We start from the raw sequence: 17,018 nt of genomic DNA, 5'->3' as shown, positions 1-17,018 counted from the left end.
CCGCCTCACGCGCCCTGCTTGCCCGGCGCCTGCAGGCGCCATACGCGGCCGTCCGGATCGCGCACGGTCATGTCGCGCGTGCCCCAGTGGGTATCTTCGAACGGCGTGACGACGTCGACGATCGGCTGCGGCTGCACCGCCTGCTCATCCGCCACCTTGAGCACGACCTGCATGCCCGGTTTCTCGCCCGGCGGCACTTCGGCAATGAACAGAAAGGGGCCGTCGCCGCTGCGCAGCTGGCCAGAGTGGTGATCGGTTTCGAACTCCAGCTTGAAGCCCAGCGCCTGGAAGAACTTCGCCGACTTGCCCCAGTTGTGCGTCGTCAGGTACACGGCTTCGATTCGCTCGGATGACATGTCACTCCTCCTTGGTGGACGGCCCCTCGCCCGGCGGCGGCGCGGCCAGGTACGCGCGCAATGCGTCGGCCACCAGCGCGGACAGCGATTGCTCCGTTTCGATGGCGCGATGCTTGACCTGCCGGATCAGGCTGAGCGGCAGGTACACGTTGAACTGCTTCACTTCTTCATCGGTCATGGTTACTAGTATGCTAGCAATCTAGTAAAAGTCAATCGCAAGCGCGACCCGTGGGTGCGGGCCGCCGTTGGAGATCGGTCGTGAATCCGGGTTACGCGGCGGCGCGCGCCGCCAGTCGCACAAACAGCGCGTCGAGATCGAATCCCGTCGTGTCGATGCCGATCGTGTCGCGCAGGCACGCGCCCCAAGCGGCCGCATCGTCGAACGTGACGGTGCGCCCGACGCCCGCCGCGTCACGGATCGTCAGCGTGGTGTTGCGCAGTGCGGCACGGCCGTCCGGCAGCACGCGGCAGGCGATCAGGTTATGCAGGAAGATCGATTCGGGATACGTCGACGTGAACCAGTTCGCGGCCTCGTAATCGATCCACTCGACCCGCTTCGGCTGGAAGCGGTAGGTGGTCTGCCAGCCGTCGGGCGTCTCGATCTGCATGTCGAATTCACCGTCGACCGGCGCGGCGACGACGCGGAACGCGCCGTGCGGCGTCAGCTGCCGCTCGTCCGGCACGAAACGCAGCGGCGCGGTGAGCGTCGCGCTGCCGAAGCCGATGTCCGCGAGCCAGGCCGCGCCGTCGAGATCGATGCGCAGCAGCATGTGCGTATGCGCGGTGGCGACTTCCGGCGGCAGCATCCAGCGCACGCGCGCGATCATCGGCGTCACGCGAAAGCCGATCGCCGTGAGCGCGGTGTAGAACAGCTTGTTGAGTTCGAAGCAGTAGCCGCCGCGGCGATGCGCGAGCACCTTGTCGACGATCGACGGCAGGTCGAGCGCGACGCGCGCGCCGGTCAGCGGATTGAGGTTTTCGAACGGAATCGCCTGCGGGTGCAGCAGATGCAGCCGGCGCAGCACGTCGAGCGTCGGCTCGACCGGGCCGTCGTAGCCGATGCGGGAGAAATAGCGCGAGAGGTCAAACGAGTCTGTCATGAACCTGCACCGAAAAAAGGGACACGCCACGATAGCATCGTGCGCAATCCCCATGTTGGGCGGGGTCATCTTCGTGTCGCGCGCGATGCCGGCACCGCATCGCGCACGGCCCCGCGCAACGTTACGGCAGCAGCTTCAGCGCGGACGATGCGACCGACGGCACCGAAATGCCCTGGCTCGTCGCGAACTGCACGGCCTGGCTGAGCGTCGTCGCGAGCGACTGCAACTGGCCCGGCGCGCTTTGCGCGATATACGACGCAGCCTGCATGTTCTGCGGATTCAGGCCCGACTGCAACAGCGACGCCGCGCTCGTCGAACCGAGATTGCCGAGCCCCGACTGCAGTTGCGAATACTGCGTGAGCCCCTGCCCGAGCGACGCGAGGCCGTTGCTGAACGCCTGCTTGTCGATCGGGCCGTGCGTCGCACCGCCGCTCGCGAAGGCCTGGCCGAGCGCCTGCGATACCGATTGCTGCGCGCCGCCCATCTGCGACAGCGCGGCCGGCGTCAGCGCATTGCCGCCGGCGAGCTGGCTCGCGGCCTGCTGCGCCTGCCCGGCCGCACCGGTCAGGCCCATCGCCGACGCGAGCGACGACTGGCCGGTCAGCACCTGCTGGTTCGCACCGACATAGGCCTGCAGCAATTGCGCGACGCCGCCCTGCGTGGGCGCCGCCTGCTGCTGCCCGCCGCCGAGCAGCGACGCGCCGATCGACTGCAGGTCGAGCTGCGCGTGCGCGGTGCTGCTTGCGAGAATGCCGAACGCGATGCATGCCGAGGCCAGGTGCCGGCCCGTCGCGCGAATCTGCTTCATGTGTTGTCCTCGTGCCCGAATGGTTGAGCCCGATATTGTCGAAGCGCGCCGCGCGCGGCCGCAACGACTGAAACACATCGAAACGAAATCACGCCGCGCGGCCGCTTGCAATTGCGCGTGTCACGTACGTGCTCGAGGGAATTCTTCCGCGATTGTGTGCGATTTCGCGCGGGAGCTGGAATTCGTTCGCGTGCCGCATGAATGGCGATGGCGGCAGAGAGGTTGGCAAAGTGAGGCGGCCGGTGGTCGGCCACCCGCTTTCGGCTTTCGGCCAGCGCGGTGCTACGCCGCCATCCACGCCGGCAACCGCCCGCCGACCCAGTCAGCCGCCTGCTCGTAGCCGCGCGCCAACTGCAACACGGCGAGATCGGCGCGCGGACGCCCGATCAGCTGCATCCCCATCGGCAGCCCCGCGTCGTTGAAGCCGACCGGCACGCTGATCACCGGGCAGCCGGCCAGCGTCCACGGCACGACCGTTTCCATCCAGCGGTGGTAGGTATCCATCGCGCGGCCCGCGATCTCCTTCGGCCAGCGCTGGTCGACGTCGAACGGGAACACCTGCGCGGTCGGCGCCGCAATGAAGTCGTAGCGGTCGAAGAAGCTGAGCACGGCCTGATGCCATGCGGTGCGCTCGACGCTCGCGTCGAACACGGCCGCGCCCTGCATCGCGAGCAGCCCCTCGACCTCGTAGATCGCCTCGGGCTTCAGCAGCGCGCGCCGCGCCGGGTCGCGATAGTGCGCAAGCAGCCCGCCGCCGGACAGCAGGTGCCGGTGCGCGAGCCACAGGCGCCAGATCCGGTCGGGCGCGAACGCCGGCAACGCGGCATCGACGTCGCAGCCGATCTCGCGCAGCGTCGCCAGCCCCTGCTCGCACAGCGCGAGCACGCCCGCCTCGGTCGCGAGATAGCCGTTCCAGTCGCCGACCCATGCAATGCGCTTGCCGCGCAGGTCGGCGTCGAGCGGCTGCGCGAACACGGCCGGATCGTCTGCGAGCGACAGCGGATCGTTGCGGTCGTAGCCCGCCTGGATCGCGAGCAGTTGCGCGACGTCGCCGACCGTACGGCCCATCGGCCCTTCGATGCCGAGCTGCTGCACGAACACGTCGACGCCCGGCCAGCGCGGCACGCGGCCCTGCGACGGGCGGAAGCCATAGATATTGCAGAACGCGGCCGGATTGCGCAGCGAGCCGCCGAAATCGCTGCCGTCCGCCACCGGCAGCATCCGCGACGCGAGCGCCGCCGCCGTGCCGCCGCTGCTGCCGCCCGCACTCTTGGTCAGGTCGTACGGATTGCGCGTCGCGCCGTAGACCTCGTTGAACGTGTGCGAGCCGAGCCCGAATTCGGGCGTGTTGGTCTTGCCGATGAAGATCGCGCCGGCCGCACGCATCCGCGCGACGCCCACGGAATCGGTCTGCGGCACGTTCTCGCGGAAGATCGGCGAGCCGTAGGTCGTCCGCAGCCCCTTCGTCATCGCCAGATCCTTCGGCGCCTGCGGCATCCCGTGCATCCAGCCGTGGTACTCGCCGCGCGCCAGTGCGGCATCCTTTTCCGCGGCTTCGGCGAGCAGTGCGTCGCGATCGCGCAGCGCGACGATCGCGTTGATCGCGCCGTTCACGCGCTCGACGTGATCGAGGTACGCACGCATCGTCTCGACGCACGACACGGCCTTGCCGCGGATCGCCGACGCGAGCTCGCCCGCCGACAGGCGCACGATCGGGTCGACGGGGATGGAAGCGGGTGCGAGAAGCTGCGGGGCGCCGTGCGGCATGCGGAGTCTCCTGGAATCGGAATGGAATGGCGGGCCGCATGGCGGCGGTCGCGCCCGAACCGGCCGGGAGCGGCCGCGCCGCGGCCGATGCACTACTCTACGCGACGCCGGATCGGCGACCTCCGATATTTTCCGCGGCGATTCATTGCGGTTCCGACTGAATCGGGGCGGCGGGCCACGCTTCGCGCGCGCTGCTCAGGTCGATGAAATCGTTTATGCGCATAAACTTAAATTTCTTATATTTCTATTAGGCGCAGCACGACGCGGCACGTGTTGACGACATTTTTACGCGGTCGGCCATTCTCTTTAGATCGTTCGGTCCGGCGGCACGCTACGCTGGAATCATCTCGTTTCCTGGACAACGTCCATGCTCAAGCTGCTGGTTCCGGTCGGCCACTCTCCCCGCTCGCTTCAGGCGGTTCGCCACGCGACGTTCCTGTATCGCGAACGATGCGCGTCGGAAATCGTGCTGATCAACGTCCAGGCGCCGCTCGAATCGACGCGGCTCGAGGCCTACTATCCGCTGTCGCGGCTGCGTTCGATCGAGGAGAAGTTCGCGTCCGACGATCTGGCCGTGGCCGAGCGGATCCTGCGGGAAGCCGGCGTCAAGTACAGCGTCGTGATGAAGGTGGGCCCGGTGGCCGATACGATCGCGTCCGTGGCAGCCGAGACGGGTTGCGACGAGATCGTGGTCGTCGCGCCGCGGCACGATCCGTTGCATGCGCTGATGTCAGTGTTCCGCCGCAGCGTGATGAGCCGGCTAGTGCGGATTTCGAATGTGCCGGTGACGGCCGTGCAATGACGGGATGACGCGCGGCGACGCGTCGAAGGTCCGTTCGCTGACGGGCCCCGGGTTTGCAACGAGCGATGCAACACGTGTGCGCGTTACCGCTCACCCGTGTTGCATCGGCGTTCATGCAGCGCTTAGTCGATGACCTTGCGCCAAAACACGAAATAGGCAGCGGCCGAAGACGCAACGAGCAGGATGGCCCACAGCGGAGCGAGGCTGATCAGGACGGAAGAGACGTTAAGCATTTGGATTCCTCACTAATTCGATAGCGATGTTCAACACGCACCTGCTTGCCGGAACCGATGCATGCGTCCGCGATCGCGCTCCGTCAAATCATGCATTCATGCTATCGCTTTGAACGGCTGCGCGACCGCCCCCTCCCGTCCGTACCCTGACATTCGTCAAACTCCCGTGAATCGCGCGCCTGTCGCGCAGAAAACCGTCGCACGCATGTGTCGTCGCGCGTCCGGTTGCGCCTGCCACGCGCATTGAAACCGCGCCTTCCCTCCTCCCGCAAACCACGAAAACGGGACAGGATCACCCGCCGCGCCGTTATTTCAGCAGACGTTTACCGGGGGAACCCCCAAGTGCTTCGTCGAACGGGTCCGCGTTACGCTTGAGCCACGAGGAGACGAACCATGAGACGAGCCGTACATATCGCTGTTTTCGCGCTGCTGGCGTATCTCATTGGCGATCGCGCGATCCTGCACGCGCAGGGCCGCGACACCAGTCCGCTCGCGTGCGAACAAGGCGCCGCGCAAGTGAAGGTCGACGCGCTCGGCCGTGGCTTCGGCGAAGCCGCTGCCAGCAGCCAGAGCGAAGCATTCATGTCGGGCTGCCTGGTGACGGGGCGCAGCAACCAGGATGTCGCGCTGGCGAACCGCTGATGGGCGTCCGATGACGCGCAGGCCGCGTTCGGGTCACGATGGCCGAGGCGGGGCTACATACGCCCGCATCCATTCCCGCTTTTCGATCGATGTCGCGACGCATGTCACGGCTGGGACGGTGGTCACACCGAACGTCTGGGCGTAACCTGCATCGCGGCGGGGAAGATGCGTCGACATCGAGTCGATCGGAGCGTCCTTGCCGTATGGCACTCACCAGACGTTCAACCGGCCGCATTCCCGGCCGCCGCGTCGAGTCCCCGCTTCATCTCCAACGACACCCCACCCAACGATGAGCCACGCACACACCGAGTTGATCCAGCGCTTCTACACGGCGTTCCAGCAGCGCGACATCGACGGGATGCTCGCCTGCTATGCCGATGACATCGTGTTCAGCGATCCCGCATTCGGCGAGTTGCGCGGCGACCTCGCACGCGACATGTGGCGCATGCTGGTCGCGCGGGCGCAGGACTTTTCATTGACGTTCGGCGAAGTCGCCGCGGATCAACAGGCCGGGCGCGCCGAGTGGATCGCCCAGTACCGCTTCACCGCGACCGGCCGGATGGTGGTCAACCGGATCGACGCGCGGTTCCGGTTTCGCGACGGACGCATCGTCGAGCATCGCGACAGCTTCGACCTGTGGCGCTGGGCGCGTCAGGCGCTTGGGCTGAAAGGCGCCCTGCTCGGCTGGACGCCTTTCGTGCAACGCGCGATCCGCGCGCAGGCACGGAAGAACCTCGATGCGTATCGCGCCAGGCGGAAATAGCACCCACCGTCAAGGCTTCATCGTCGCGTTGATCAGGTCGTGAGCCATGTCCGGCCGAACGCCGTCCGGATTCTTCAGGCCGTTCTGGCGATACCAGCTTTCGTCGGCTTCGGGATGCGGGCCGACGAGCCCGACGCGCCCCTTGCCGTAGCGATAGGTCGCCGCCGCGATGTCGCGGTTCGGATAAGTCGCCAGCACGACCGCGCCGGGGGCGGCCGGGAGCATCGCGCCGTCCTGGAAATAGATCCAGCGTTTTTTCCCGCGCCAGACCACTGGCGTCACCGTGTCCGCGATCCCGTGCAGCGTCGAGCCCGGCCGGTCGACCTCGGAGTCGAACTCGCCGGAGACCAGCCCGAAACCCGGGTCGCCTGCGAGGTAGGCGCCCATGCAGATGCCCAAATAGCGCCCGCCGTTCGATACGTAATGCCGCACGGCCTTGAGCGATTTTTTCCCGATGCTGGCCGCCGCGCCGGGAATGTCCTGCCCGCCGCCCGGCTGGACATAGAGCGCGGCGCCGGCCAGGACCGCGGGCGTGATCTTGAGTTTCTCCGCGGGCCCGACGTAGATCACCCGGAACTGGTGGTCCGATTCCCGCAGGCGCTGCGCAATCGTCTCCGGGCAGCCATCGCACGCGGCCGGGCCGCGATAGACCAGGGCGACGGGACGGCTGGCGGCGCCACGCGCGCCGTCGTCGGTCGCCGCCGCATGAGCGACCGACGCTGCGACGAGGGACAACACGAAGAAAATCGAATCTCTGGAGCGCATGTTCGTGAGCGACGGGATTTGAGGACTCGCGACCGTCCGGATCATTCCAGGACAGGGCGACCGGCACGCACCGACGCCCGCCCCACCTTTTGAAACCCGATTGAAAGTCACGTGCAATAGAGCGTAGGCGCGCGAAAGCGGCCGGTATGTAACGTTTCTTGCGTGCTTGTGCAGATATATGGCGCCGCCGGCAACCCGGGTTCCTGATGCTTCATTACCGGTAGCACACCTCGCCGGTCGCGACCTCGAGCGGTTCGCGCCGGTTCACATGACTGCAGCCAAAGCAGGCGACGGAAGCACCTGATGCGAACGGACGATCCCGGGGCGCAGTCGAGCCCACCACCGCCCCACAGCCCCACCGCCCTCCACGCGTCCCGGCGGCAACCGGAACCACCCGCGACACCTGGCCCGCACGCACGCCCATCCGCGCCTCCGCCACACGTCCGAAACGACCGACTCCCCGCGCGCCAACCTCAACTCTTATATAAGACATAAGACATTTGACGTTAAAGATCATTGAGATTAGAATCCCGCTGCAAAGCAGTGTCTGGAACAGCCCCGGAGTGCCGGCAAGGCCTTCCCCTCAAACGCAATATCAGCAGGTCTCCCCATGCTTGAAAACTTTCGTGCTCACGTGGCCGCCCGCGCCGCGCTCGGTATTCCTCCCCTGCCGCTGACGGCTCAGCAGACCGCCGAACTGGTGGAACTGCTGACGAACCCGCCCGCCGGCGAAGAGCAGACGCTGCTCGACCTGATCACCCATCGCGTGCCTGCCGGCGTCGACGAAGCCGCCCGCGTGAAGGCCGGCTTCCTGGCCGCCGTGGCCAAGGGCGAGACCGCCTGCCCGCTGATCTCGCGCGAACGCGCGACCGAACTGCTCGGCACGATGCTGGGCGGCTACAACATCCAGCCGCTGATCGAGCTGCTGTCCGATGAAGCCGTCGCCGCCGTGGCCGCTGACGCACTGAAGAAAACCCTGCTGATGTTCGACCAGTTCCACGACGTCAAGGAACTCGCCGACAAGGGCAACGCGCACGCGAAGGCCGTGCTGCAGAGCTGGGCCGACGCCGAATGGTTCACGAGCCGTCCGGAAGTGCCGCAAAGCCTGACCATCACCGTGTTCAAGGTGACGGGCGAAACCAACACCGACGACCTGTCGCCGGCCCCGGACGCCACCACCCGCCCGGACATCCCGATGCACGCGCTGGCGATGCTGAAGAACGCACGCCCGGGCATCACGCCGGAAGAAGACGGCAAGCGCGGCCCGGTCAAGTTCATCGAATCGCTGAAGGAAAAGGGTCACCTGGTCGCCTACGTGGGCGACGTGGTCGGCACCGGCTCCTCGCGCAAGTCGGCCACCAACTCGGTGCTGTGGTTCACCGGCGAAGACATCCCGTTCGTCCCGAACAAGCGCTTCGGCGGCGTGTGCCTCGGCGGCAAGATCGCCCCGATCTTCTACAACACGATGGAAGACGCCGGCGCGCTGCCGATCGAGCTCGACGTGTCGCAGATGGAAATGGGCGACGTGGTCGAACTGCGTCCGTACGAAGGCAAGGCGCTGAAGGACGGCAAGGTCATCGCCGAATTCCAGGTCAAGTCCGACGTGCTGTTCGACGAAGTGCGCGCCGGCGGCCGCATTCCGCTGATCATCGGCCGCGGCCTGACCGCGAAGGCACGTGAAGCGCTCGGCCTCGCGCCGTCGACGCTGTTCCGCCTGCCGCACCAGCCGGCCGACAGCGGCAAGGGCTTCTCGCTCGCGCAGAAGATGGTCGGCCGCGCCTGCGGCCTGCCGGAAGGCCAGGGCGTGCGCCCGGGCACGTACTGCGAACCGAAGATGACCTCGGTCGGCTCGCAGGACACCACGGGCCCGATGACCCGCGACGAACTGAAGGATCTCGCGTGCCTCGGCTTCTCGGCCGACCTCGTGATGCAGTCGTTCTGCCACACCGCCGCTTATCCGAAGCCGGTCGACGTGAAGACGCACCAGACGCTGCCGAACTTCATCAGCACGCGCGGCGGTATCGCGCTGCGCCCGGGCGACGGCGTGATCCACTCGTGGCTGAACCGCATGCTGCTGCCCGACACCGTCGGCACCGGCGGCGATTCGCACACGCGCTTCCCGATCGGCATCAGCTTCCCGGCAGGTTCGGGCCTGGTCGCGTTCGCGGCCGCCACCGGCACGATGCCGCTGGACATGCCGGAATCGGTACTGGTCCGCTTCAAGGGCAAGATGCAGCCGGGCGTCACGCTGCGTGACCTCGTCAACGCGATTCCGCTGTACGCGATCAAGCAAGGCATGCTGACGGTCGCCAAGCAAGGCAAGAAGAACATCTTCTCGGGCCGTATCCTCGAAATCGAAGGCCTGCCCGACCTGAAGGTCGAGCAAGCGTTCGAGCTGTCGGATGCGTCGGCCGAGCGTTCGGCAGCCGGTTGCTCGGTGCATCTGAACAAGGAACCGATCATCGAGTACCTGAACAGCAACATCACGCTGCTGAAGTGGATGATCGCGCAGGGCTACCAGGATCCGCGCAGCCTGCAGCGCCGTATCCAGGCGATGGAGCAGTGGCTGGCCGACCCGCAACTGCTGTCGCCGGATGCCGACGCGGAGTACGCGGCCGTCATCGAGATCGACCTCGCCGACATCCACGAGCCGATCGTCGCATGCCCGAACGACCCGGACGACGTGAAGACGCTGTCGGACGTCGCAGGCGCGAAGATCGACGAAGTGTTCATCGGCTCGTGCATGACCAACATCGGTCACTTCCGTGCCGCGTCGAAGCTGCTCGAAGGCAAGCGCGACATCCCGGTCAAGCTGTGGGTCGCGCCGCCGACCAAGATGGACCAGAAGCAGCTGACCGAAGAAGGCCACTACGGCGTGTTCGGCACGGCCGGTGCGCGTACCGAAATGCCGGGCTGCTCGCTGTGCATGGGTAACCAGGCTCAGGTGCGCGAAGGCGCGACGGTCATGTCGACGTCGACCCGCAACTTCCCGAACCGTCTCGGCAAGAACACGAACGTGTATCTCGGCTCGGCGGAACTGGCGGCGATCTGCTCGCGCCTGGGCAAGATCCCGACCAAGGAAGAGTACATGGCCGACATGGGCGTGCTCAACGCGAACGGCGACCAGATCTACAAGTACATGAACTTCGACCAGATCGAAGACTTCAAGGAAGTGGCCGACACCGTGCAGATGTAAGCACGCGGAGCGCGCTGCGACGGGTGGTTGACGTCGCAGCTCGCCGCGCAATGGCGTCGCAGGCTGAATGCCCGCGGCGCCATTTTTTTATGCGGTTTCGAAACAAGCCTCTCCGGAGATAGCGGGAAAGCCGCGATGACCGGCGTTTCTGCCGCTGCGTCGCGACGCTCACGCGTCCTCGCCACCCGGTTCGCGGCGGATCACCAGTTCGTTGAAGCCGGTGTGCGGATCGGGTTCGCGCGCAAAGCGATGCCCGGGCAGCACGGCCAGCAGGATCTCGGCGGTCGTGCGCACCACGCAGCCGCTGGCCACATGGCCACCCGACACGCGGCCGACCCCATCGGAAACGGCCATGTGCAAGTGGGCACCGTCCGGTGATACCGAGCCGGCCAGCGTCAGGATTTCGAGGTCATCGCGCAACTCGGTCGGCACGTCGGCCCCGGCAAAGCGCAGCTGCGCGACGCTCAGGCTGCCGATGCCCTGGATCACGAATGCCGCGTGCGCGTCGTGCTGACGCAATGCATGCTCGATCGACGCGCGCAGGTCGTCGCCGGGGGAAAGACGCAGAGGGTGGGCTTGCATGGTCGAGCACCTGCCGATGGAGGATGGTGTCGACCAAGGGTACGTTCGCGCCGTGAATCCGGCAAGTCACCCGCGCCGATCGCTCGCCAGCAACCCGTACAGCGCGCTGTCCGACACTTCGTCGCCGACGATCCAGCGTTCGCGCAGCAGCCCTTCCCGCACGAAGCCCAGTCGTTCGAGCAGCCCCGCAGACGCGACGTTGCGCGGATCGATATCGGCTTCGAGCCGGTTCAGCCGCAGCGTGCCGAACGCGTGATCGATCACGGCCGATGCCGCCTCGCGCATGTATCCGCCGCGCCAGTACTTTCGCCGCAAGCTGAAGCCGATCTCGGCGCGCCGGCATTGCTCGTTCGCATGGAACAGCGCGCATTCGCCGAGCGCCTCACCGGTTTCCCGCGATTCGAGCACACAGGTCAGGCTCTCCCCGCTCGCGGACGTCTGCACGTTGCGCGCGACGCGCGCTTCGGCCTGCTCGATCTGCGTCATCGGCGAGAATGAAAAATAGCGCATCGCCTCCGCATCCGACCAGATCTCGAAGAAGGCATGCGCGTCGGCTTCGCGCAGCGGCCGCAGGACGAGGCCGGAAGTATGCAGCGTGACGGGTTCGAACAGGGGCATGGCGACGGTCGGTCAAAAAACGGGATCGTGAATTAGAACATGCACGGCGCAAGTCGGCCATTTCGTGCATCCGCACGCCCCGCCCCTCCGCAGCAATCGGACCGCCGCCCAACAAAAAGGCCCGGGCATCGCCCGGACCTACTCACCTCATCCGTTACCGCCGCCAGCGCTTACGCTTCGAGCGCCTCCAGCACCTTGCCCTTCGTCTCGATCCCGACGAAGTGCACGGTCACCGCCGCGATCAACGGAACGACGCCGATCAGGTAGAACGCCGGCGCGAGGTTGCCGCCGATGATCGCGTGCGGCACCACCATCGGCGCGACGAACGACGCGATCTTCAGCCATGCGCTGCCGAGCCCGCAGCCCGACGCGCGGATGCTCGTCGGATACTGCTCCGGCGTATAGACGTACGCGGTAATGAACCCCGACGCCATCAACCCGAGCGACAGCGAGCAGAAGATCGACACGACATACACCGACGACGCGTGATAGAAGCCCGCGAACGCCAGCGACAGCGCGCACAGCACGAACGACCACACGATCACCGGCTTGCGGCCGAGCTTGTCGACGAGCAGCGCCGACGCCAGCGACCCGAGCACGCCCATCACCGAGCCGATCACCGCGAGGTTCAGCGCGAGCTGCAACGGCGCGTGATAGAAGTTCTTGTAAATCGTCGGCAGCCACGTCGACAGCCCGTACTGGATGAACCCGCAGGTCGCCCACAACGTCGCCACCGCGAGCGTGCGCTTGCGATACGCGGCGCTGAACAGGTCGCTCATCTTGCGCTTCGGATGCTGGCGCACCATCTCGTCGAACGCCGCCGCCTGCGTGACCGGCGGCAGTTCGCCGCGCACCGACGCTTCGAACACGCCGACCGCCCGTCCGGCTTCCGGGAGCCGCCCGCGCGACGCGAGCCAGCGCGGCGATTCCGGCACGAGGCGCGTGAGCACCAGCGACAGGATCAGCGGCAACCCGCCGACGAAGTACATGATTTCCCAGCCGAAGCGCGGCACCAGCCACGCACCGAGCGCCATCGACACGAGCAGGCCGATCGGGAACACGATCTCGTACAGCAGCACGAAGCGGCCGCGGCCATGGGCGCGCGTGATCTCGTTGATGTACGTCGCGGCAACCGGCAACTCGCCGCCGAGACCCAGGCCCTGCAAAATCCGCAGCAGCACGAAGATCTCGAAGGTCGGCGCGAAGCCGCACGCGATGCTCGTGATGCCGATCACGGCCGAGCTCCACGCGATCGCCTTCACGCGGCCGTGCTTCTCCGCCAGCGCGGGAAACAGGAACGCGCCGATCAGCTGGCCGATCGCGCCGGACGCGATCAGCATGCCGATCTGTGTCGGCGACAGCCCCCATTTGTGAATCAGCAGCGGCAGCGTCGCCGCGATCGTGATCACGTCGAAGCCGTCGAAGAACGTCGCGGTGCCGATCAGCACGCGCGCGCGGATCTGCATCGCGTTGGCGGGAAGCCGCTCGAGCCGCGCGATGATCGCGCCGGGCGTGGAGGCGGCAGCTTCCATCGTGGCGCGACCGGCCACGACGTTGTCGAAAGTGCTCATGCGGGGAGTCTCCTGTGTCTCGTCGCCCGGTCAGGCCAGTGTCCTGCTCGTGTCTGCCAGGGCTTCCGTATCCACTGCCCGGCCCTGGTTCATCCACTTGCGCGCGAGCTTCAGCTCACGTGCGTTGTTGACGGCGATGACACCTCTCACATGTCCTTCGCCCACGAAAAACAGCGTCGCGCGGCGCGCGGCAAGATCGCCGCGCACGACGAGCTGCGCATCGGCCGGCAGATCACCGAGGATCTGCAGGTTCACGTCGTACTGATCGGACCAGAACCACGGAATCTCCGCGTACGGGGCGCGCACGCCGAGCACGGCCTTCGCCGCCGCGATCGCCTGGTTCTGCGCGTTGGCCCACGATTCGAGCCGCACGCGCCGCTTCAGCCAGCCGTTGAGATGGTTCGCGACGTCGCCGCACGCGAAGATCGCCGGGTCGCTGGTCGCGCCGAATTCGTCGACGACGATGCCGTCGTCGATCGCCAGCCCCGCGTCGCCCGCGAGCGACGCGTTCAGCGCGAGGCCGATGCCGGCCACCGCGAAATCGGCGTCGATCGTCGTGCCGTCGGCGAGCGTCGCGCGCACCTTCGACGCGTCGTCCGGCTGCGCGTCGAGCGACGCAAGTGCCGCGCCGAGGCGGACGTCGACACCGTTCGCGCGGTGCAGGTCGAGCAGGAAATCCGACACGATCTGCGGCACCGAGCGGCCGCACAGCCTCGGCGCGCCTTCGACGACCACCGCGTCGACGCCGAGCTTGCGCGCGGTCGCCGCGACTTCGAGGCCGATCCAGCCGCCGCCGATCACGAGCACGCGCCGGCTCGCACGCAGCTTCTCGCCGAGCGCGGCCGCTTCGTCGAGCGTACGCAGGTAATGCAGGTTCGGGGTCCTCACGAGTGCGTCCGGCAAGCGGCGCGACGTGCCGCCGGTCGCGATCACGAGGCGGTCGTACTCGATCTCGCGGCCGCTTTCGGTTGTCACGACGCGGCGTGCGCGGTCGATCGATGCGGCGCGCTCCGGCTGCCACGCCTCGACGTTCAGCGCGTCGAATTCGTCCGGACGCACGACGCGCACGGTTTCGATGTCGGCGTCGCCGGCCAGCACGGCCTTCGACAGCGGCGGGCGCTCGTACGGCAGATGCGGTTCATCGGCGATCATCACGAGGCGGCCCGCAAAGCCTTCCGCGCGCAGCGTCTTCAACACCCAGCCGGCGGCCTGGCCGCCGCCGATCACGACGACCGTGCCGGGCGCGGCATGCTCCTGTGCGTTCCCTTCGCTCATGATTTGCGCTCCGTCATGAACTTCCCTTCCGGCGCCTTCGCGTTCTTCTGCCGGCGCGTGTTGCCGTCGAGGCCGCCGTCGACCGCCCATTCGGCGAACACGGTCGGGCCCGGCTCGAACTCGCGCGGCTGCCATTCGGGCGTCAGCACGTCTTCATCCGCGTAGTACTCGATCAGCGCGCCGGCCGGGTTCTGGAAGTACCAGAAGTACGCGGACGACACCGGGTGGCGGCCCGGGCCGAGTTGCGTTTCCCAGCCGCAGCGGTCGATGTGCATGCCGCCGCCGAACACCTCGTGGATGTCGCGCACGGTGAAGGCGACGTGGTTCAGGCCACGTTTGCCGTTCGGCAGCGCGAGCAGGAACAGGTCGTGGTGGCCGCCGTGCGGCGCGCAGCGCATGAACGCGCCGCGCCCCGGATAACGGTCGGACGTCTCGAAGCCCAGCAGGTCGTGATAGAACTTTTCCTGCGCGTCGAGGCAGTTCGTGAAGAACACCACGTGCCCGACCTCGACCGGCTCCGCGCGCGCATAGATCGGGCTCGGCTGGTCGACGCGCAGCGTCTGGCCCCACACGTTCGACGGCGAGCCCTTGATGTCGAGTGCGCGCTTGCGCGTAACTTCGATGCGGATCGCCATCCCGTTCGGGTCGATGCAGCCGACCGCATCGTCCTGCGCGTAATAACCGGGCTGGCCGGCGAGCTTCGTGCGCAGCGCGTCGAGTTCCTGCCGCGTCGCGACGCCCCACGTGACTTCCCGCAGCGTCGGGCCCGCTTCGAACGCGGGCGGCAGCGACGGATCGTCGGCCTTGACGGCCAGCACGGTGCAGCCGTTCAGCGTCTCGAAGCGTGCGCGCGTGTCGTCGTGCGAGACTTCCTTCATCCCCCAGTCGGCGAAAAAGCGCCGGCAGGTCGCGAGGTCGTCGACGCCGTACGTGATCTGCTCGATTCCCAAAATGCTCATTGCGTCATTCCCCTTCGCTCAGTTCGCCCACGGCAGCGGCGCGTCGTTCAAGCCCCAGTAGAGGCTCTTCTGCTGCATGTACTCGCGGATGCCGAGACGCCCCTTCTCGCGCCCCATCCCGCTCTCCTTCCAGCCCGAGAATGGCGTGGAGATCGAAAACAGCTTGTACGTGTTGATCCAGACGGTGCCCGTCTCCAGCGCACGTGCGATGCGCCATGCGCGCTTGTAGTCGCGCGTCCAGATGCCGGCCGCCAGGCCGAACACGCTGTCGTTCGCCTGCGCGATCAGCGACGCTTCGTCGTCGAACGGCATCGCGACGAGCACCGGGCCGAAGATTTCTTCCTGGCAGATGCGCGCGCTGTTCGGCAGCCCTTCGAGAATCGTCGGCTGATAGAAGAAGCCGTCCTCGCGCCCGTCGCCCGCAGGCCGCTCGCCGCCGCACAGCAGGCGGCCGCCTTCCTCGAGACCGAGCGCCACGTAGCGCTCCACCGATTCGCGATGCTTCGCGGTGATCAACGGCCCCATCTGCGTGTCGGGGCGCGTCGGATCGCCCACGCGCAGCTTGCGTGCGCCGGCCACCAAACGCTTCATGAATTCGTCGTACACCGAACGTTGCACGAACAACCGCGAGCCCGCGATGCACGCTTCGCCCGACGAGCTGAAGATGCCGTACAGCACGCCGTTGACCGCGTGGTCGAGATCGGCGTCGTCGCACACGATGGTCGGCGACTTGCCGCCGAGTTCGAGCGACACGGGCATCAGCTTCTCGGCCGCGATGCGCGCGATGCCGCGGCCCACTTCGGTGCCGCCGGTGAACGACACCTTCTTCACCAGCGGATGACGCACGAGCACGTCGCCGATCACCGAACCCTTGCCCGGCAGCACGCTCAGCACGCCCTTCGGCACGCCCGCTTCCTCGCAGATGCGCGCCAGCGCGAGCGACACGAGCGGCGTGACTTCGGCCGGCTTCAGCACCACCGCATTGCCGCCCGCCAGCGCCGGCGCGAGCTTCTGCGCATCGGACGCGATCGGCGAATTCCACGGCGTGATCGCCGCGATCACGCCGATCGGCTCGTACACGCTCATCGTCAGGTAATCGCCGCGCGACGGCGTCAGTTCCTCGTCGAGCGTTTCAAGGCACGCCGCGAAATAGCGGAACGTGTTCGCGGCGCTCGCCACCAGCACGCGCGTCTCGCCGATCGGCTTGCCGTTGTCGCGGCGCTGCAGGTTCGCGAGCGCCTCATGGCGCTGCATGATCAGATCGGCGATGCGGTACAGCACCTGCGCGCGCTGGTGCGGCTTCAGCCCGGCCCAGTCGGCGCGGCGCCATGCGGCATCGGCGGCCACGACGGCTTCGGCCGCGTCGTCCGCATTCGCGGTCGACACTTCCATGTTCAGCGACTGGTCGGCCGGATAGATGCTCGCGTAAGGCGCGCCACGGCCGCGCCGCCATTCGCCGCCGATCAGGATGTTGCCGTCGGGTACGAGGCTCGTATCGAAAGGAGTCATGTCACAAGTCCCACAAATCTGTCTCTGCACGTCCACCCTCGCGGTGGCGCGGGCAGGCATTCAAGGGCCCGG

General features: G+C 67.0%; 16 protein-coding genes. 4 read left to right on the top strand and 12 right to left on the bottom strand.

What is annotated here, in order from left to right; genetic code table 11:
- Positions 1 to 5: 5 nt before the first annotated feature.
- The 5 genes from CFB45_RS20995 to CFB45_RS20975 form a co-directional block, all read right to left on the bottom strand.
- Positions 6 to 356, bottom strand: coding sequence for a VOC family protein (locus tag CFB45_RS20995; protein WP_089427191.1), 351 nt, complete (start codon positions 354 to 356; stop codon positions 6 to 8).
- 1 nt (position 357) lies between these two features.
- Positions 358 to 534 (bottom strand): ribbon-helix-helix domain-containing protein, encoded by a 177-nt coding sequence (locus CFB45_RS20990; protein ID WP_069251879.1) that lies wholly within the window; start codon positions 532 to 534, stop codon positions 358 to 360.
- A 91-nt stretch (positions 535 to 625) separates the two neighbouring features.
- Entirely contained in the window at positions 626 to 1,456 is an 831-nt protein-coding gene (locus tag CFB45_RS20985) for an arylamine N-acetyltransferase family protein (protein ID WP_089427190.1), read from the bottom strand.
- A gap of 121 nt (positions 1,457 to 1,577) precedes the next feature.
- On the bottom strand, positions 1,578 to 2,264 hold the full coding sequence (locus CFB45_RS20980) for a hypothetical protein (RefSeq protein WP_089427189.1): 687 nt from the start codon (positions 2,262 to 2,264) through the stop codon (positions 1,578 to 1,580).
- Positions 2,265 to 2,546: 282 nt separating this feature from the next.
- The gene (locus CFB45_RS20975) at positions 2,547 to 4,031 is read right to left on the bottom strand and encodes an amidase (protein ID WP_089427188.1); all 1,485 of its coding nucleotides are present in this window, start codon (positions 4,029 to 4,031) and stop codon (positions 2,547 to 2,549) included.
- 367 nt (positions 4,032 to 4,398) lie between these two features.
- Here CFB45_RS20975 and CFB45_RS20970 point away from each other — a divergent pair, with 367 nt between their 5' ends.
- The 3 genes from CFB45_RS20970 (at position 4,399) to CFB45_RS20960 (ending at position 6,471) form a co-directional block, all read left to right on the top strand.
- On the top strand, positions 4,399 to 4,833 hold the full coding sequence (locus tag CFB45_RS20970; RefSeq protein WP_089427187.1) for a universal stress protein: 435 nt from the start codon (positions 4,399 to 4,401) through the stop codon (positions 4,831 to 4,833).
- A 626-nt stretch (positions 4,834 to 5,459) separates the two neighbouring features.
- Positions 5,460 to 5,708: an adhesin gene (locus CFB45_RS20965; RefSeq protein WP_089427186.1), complete on the top strand. Its 249-nt coding sequence runs from the start codon at positions 5,460 to 5,462 to the stop codon at positions 5,706 to 5,708.
- A gap of 289 nt (positions 5,709 to 5,997) precedes the next feature.
- Positions 5,998 to 6,471, top strand: coding sequence for a nuclear transport factor 2 family protein (locus CFB45_RS20960; protein WP_089427185.1), 474 nt, complete (start codon positions 5,998 to 6,000; stop codon positions 6,469 to 6,471).
- Between the two features lie 9 nt (positions 6,472 to 6,480).
- Here the strand turns inward: CFB45_RS20960 and CFB45_RS20955 are convergent, their stop codons facing one another.
- Positions 6,481 to 7,209 carry a BPL-N domain-containing protein gene (locus tag CFB45_RS20955; protein ID WP_256978297.1) on the bottom strand — a complete coding sequence of 243 codons (729 nt, stop codon included), beginning with the start codon at positions 7,207 to 7,209 and terminating at the stop codon, positions 6,481 to 6,483.
- Positions 7,210 to 7,846: 637 nt separating this feature from the next.
- Here CFB45_RS20955 and acnB point away from each other — a divergent pair.
- Entirely contained in the window at positions 7,847 to 10,432 is a 2,586-nt protein-coding gene (gene acnB, locus CFB45_RS20950; protein ID WP_089427183.1) for a bifunctional aconitate hydratase 2/2-methylisocitrate dehydratase, read from the top strand.
- A 168-nt stretch (positions 10,433 to 10,600) separates the two neighbouring features.
- Here the strand turns inward: acnB and CFB45_RS20945 are convergent, their stop codons facing one another.
- From CFB45_RS20945 to CFB45_RS20920, 6 genes are all read right to left on the bottom strand, one after another.
- Positions 10,601 to 11,014, bottom strand: coding sequence for a PPC domain-containing DNA-binding protein (locus CFB45_RS20945; protein ID WP_089427182.1), 414 nt, complete (start codon positions 11,012 to 11,014; stop codon positions 10,601 to 10,603).
- A 66-nt stretch (positions 11,015 to 11,080) separates the two neighbouring features.
- A complete protein-coding gene (locus tag CFB45_RS20940; RefSeq protein ID WP_089427181.1) occupies positions 11,081 to 11,632 on the bottom strand; it encodes a GNAT family N-acetyltransferase in 552 nt (183 codons plus the stop codon).
- Positions 11,633 to 11,802: 170 nt separating this feature from the next.
- Positions 11,803 to 13,203: an MFS transporter gene (locus CFB45_RS20935; protein ID WP_089427180.1), complete on the bottom strand. Its 1,401-nt coding sequence runs from the start codon at positions 13,201 to 13,203 to the stop codon at positions 11,803 to 11,805.
- Positions 13,204 to 13,233: 30 nt separating this feature from the next.
- Positions 13,234 to 14,478 carry an NAD(P)/FAD-dependent oxidoreductase gene (locus CFB45_RS20930; protein ID WP_089427179.1) on the bottom strand — a complete coding sequence of 415 codons (1,245 nt, stop codon included), beginning with the start codon at positions 14,476 to 14,478 and terminating at the stop codon, positions 13,234 to 13,236.
- Complete coding sequence (locus CFB45_RS20925) at positions 14,475 to 15,437, bottom strand: VOC family protein (RefSeq protein WP_089427178.1); 963 nt, start codon at positions 15,435 to 15,437, stop codon at positions 14,475 to 14,477. The genes CFB45_RS20930 and CFB45_RS20925 overlap by 4 nt, the downstream gene beginning before the upstream one ends.
- Before the next feature lie 18 nt (positions 15,438 to 15,455).
- Positions 15,456 to 16,946, bottom strand: a complete 1,491-nt coding sequence (locus CFB45_RS20920) for an aldehyde dehydrogenase (RefSeq protein WP_089427177.1) — start codon at positions 16,944 to 16,946, stop codon at positions 15,456 to 15,458.
- Between the last annotated feature and the right edge of the window lie 72 nt (positions 16,947 to 17,018).

Origin of the sequence: Burkholderia sp. HI2500 (assembly GCF_002223055.1) — a bacterium.
Classification (GTDB): domain Bacteria; phylum Pseudomonadota; class Gammaproteobacteria; order Burkholderiales; family Burkholderiaceae; genus Burkholderia.
The sequence above is the reverse complement of the archived record's forward strand: the minus strand, read 5'-3'. Positions and strand labels throughout refer to the sequence as shown.

Excerpts from the sequence above, each read along its gene's own strand:
- CFB45_RS20995 (WP_089427191.1), bottom strand. The coding sequence starts at position 356 with ATGTCATCCGAGCGAATCGAAGCCGTGTACCTGACGACGCACAACTGG.
- CFB45_RS20990 (WP_069251879.1), bottom strand. The coding sequence starts at position 534 with ATGACCGATGAAGAAGTGAAGCAGTTCAACGTGTACCTGCCGCTCAGC.
- CFB45_RS20985 (WP_089427190.1), bottom strand. The coding sequence starts at position 1,456 with ATGACAGACTCGTTTGACCTCTCGCGCTATTTCTCCCGCATCGGCTAC.
- CFB45_RS20980 (WP_089427189.1), bottom strand. The coding sequence starts at position 2,264 with ATGAAGCAGATTCGCGCGACGGGCCGGCACCTGGCCTCGGCATGCATC.
- CFB45_RS20975 (WP_089427188.1), bottom strand. The coding sequence starts at position 4,031 with ATGCCGCACGGCGCCCCGCAGCTTCTCGCACCCGCTTCCATCCCCGTC.
- CFB45_RS20970 (WP_089427187.1), top strand. The coding sequence starts at position 4,399 with ATGCTCAAGCTGCTGGTTCCGGTCGGCCACTCTCCCCGCTCGCTTCAG.
- CFB45_RS20965 (WP_089427186.1), top strand. The coding sequence starts at position 5,460 with ATGAGACGAGCCGTACATATCGCTGTTTTCGCGCTGCTGGCGTATCTC.
- CFB45_RS20960 (WP_089427185.1), top strand. The coding sequence starts at position 5,998 with ATGAGCCACGCACACACCGAGTTGATCCAGCGCTTCTACACGGCGTTC.
- acnB (WP_089427183.1), top strand. The coding sequence starts at position 7,847 with ATGCTTGAAAACTTTCGTGCTCACGTGGCCGCCCGCGCCGCGCTCGGT.
- CFB45_RS20945 (WP_089427182.1), bottom strand. The coding sequence starts at position 11,014 with ATGCAAGCCCACCCTCTGCGTCTTTCCCCCGGCGACGACCTGCGCGCG.
- CFB45_RS20940 (WP_089427181.1), bottom strand. The coding sequence starts at position 11,632 with ATGCCCCTGTTCGAACCCGTCACGCTGCATACTTCCGGCCTCGTCCTG.
- CFB45_RS20935 (WP_089427180.1), bottom strand. The coding sequence starts at position 13,203 with ATGAGCACTTTCGACAACGTCGTGGCCGGTCGCGCCACGATGGAAGCT.
- CFB45_RS20930 (WP_089427179.1), bottom strand. The coding sequence starts at position 14,478 with ATGAGCGAAGGGAACGCACAGGAGCATGCCGCGCCCGGCACGGTCGTC.
- CFB45_RS20925 (WP_089427178.1), bottom strand. The coding sequence starts at position 15,437 with ATGAGCATTTTGGGAATCGAGCAGATCACGTACGGCGTCGACGACCTC.
- CFB45_RS20920 (WP_089427177.1), bottom strand. The coding sequence starts at position 16,946 with ATGACTCCTTTCGATACGAGCCTCGTACCCGACGGCAACATCCTGATC.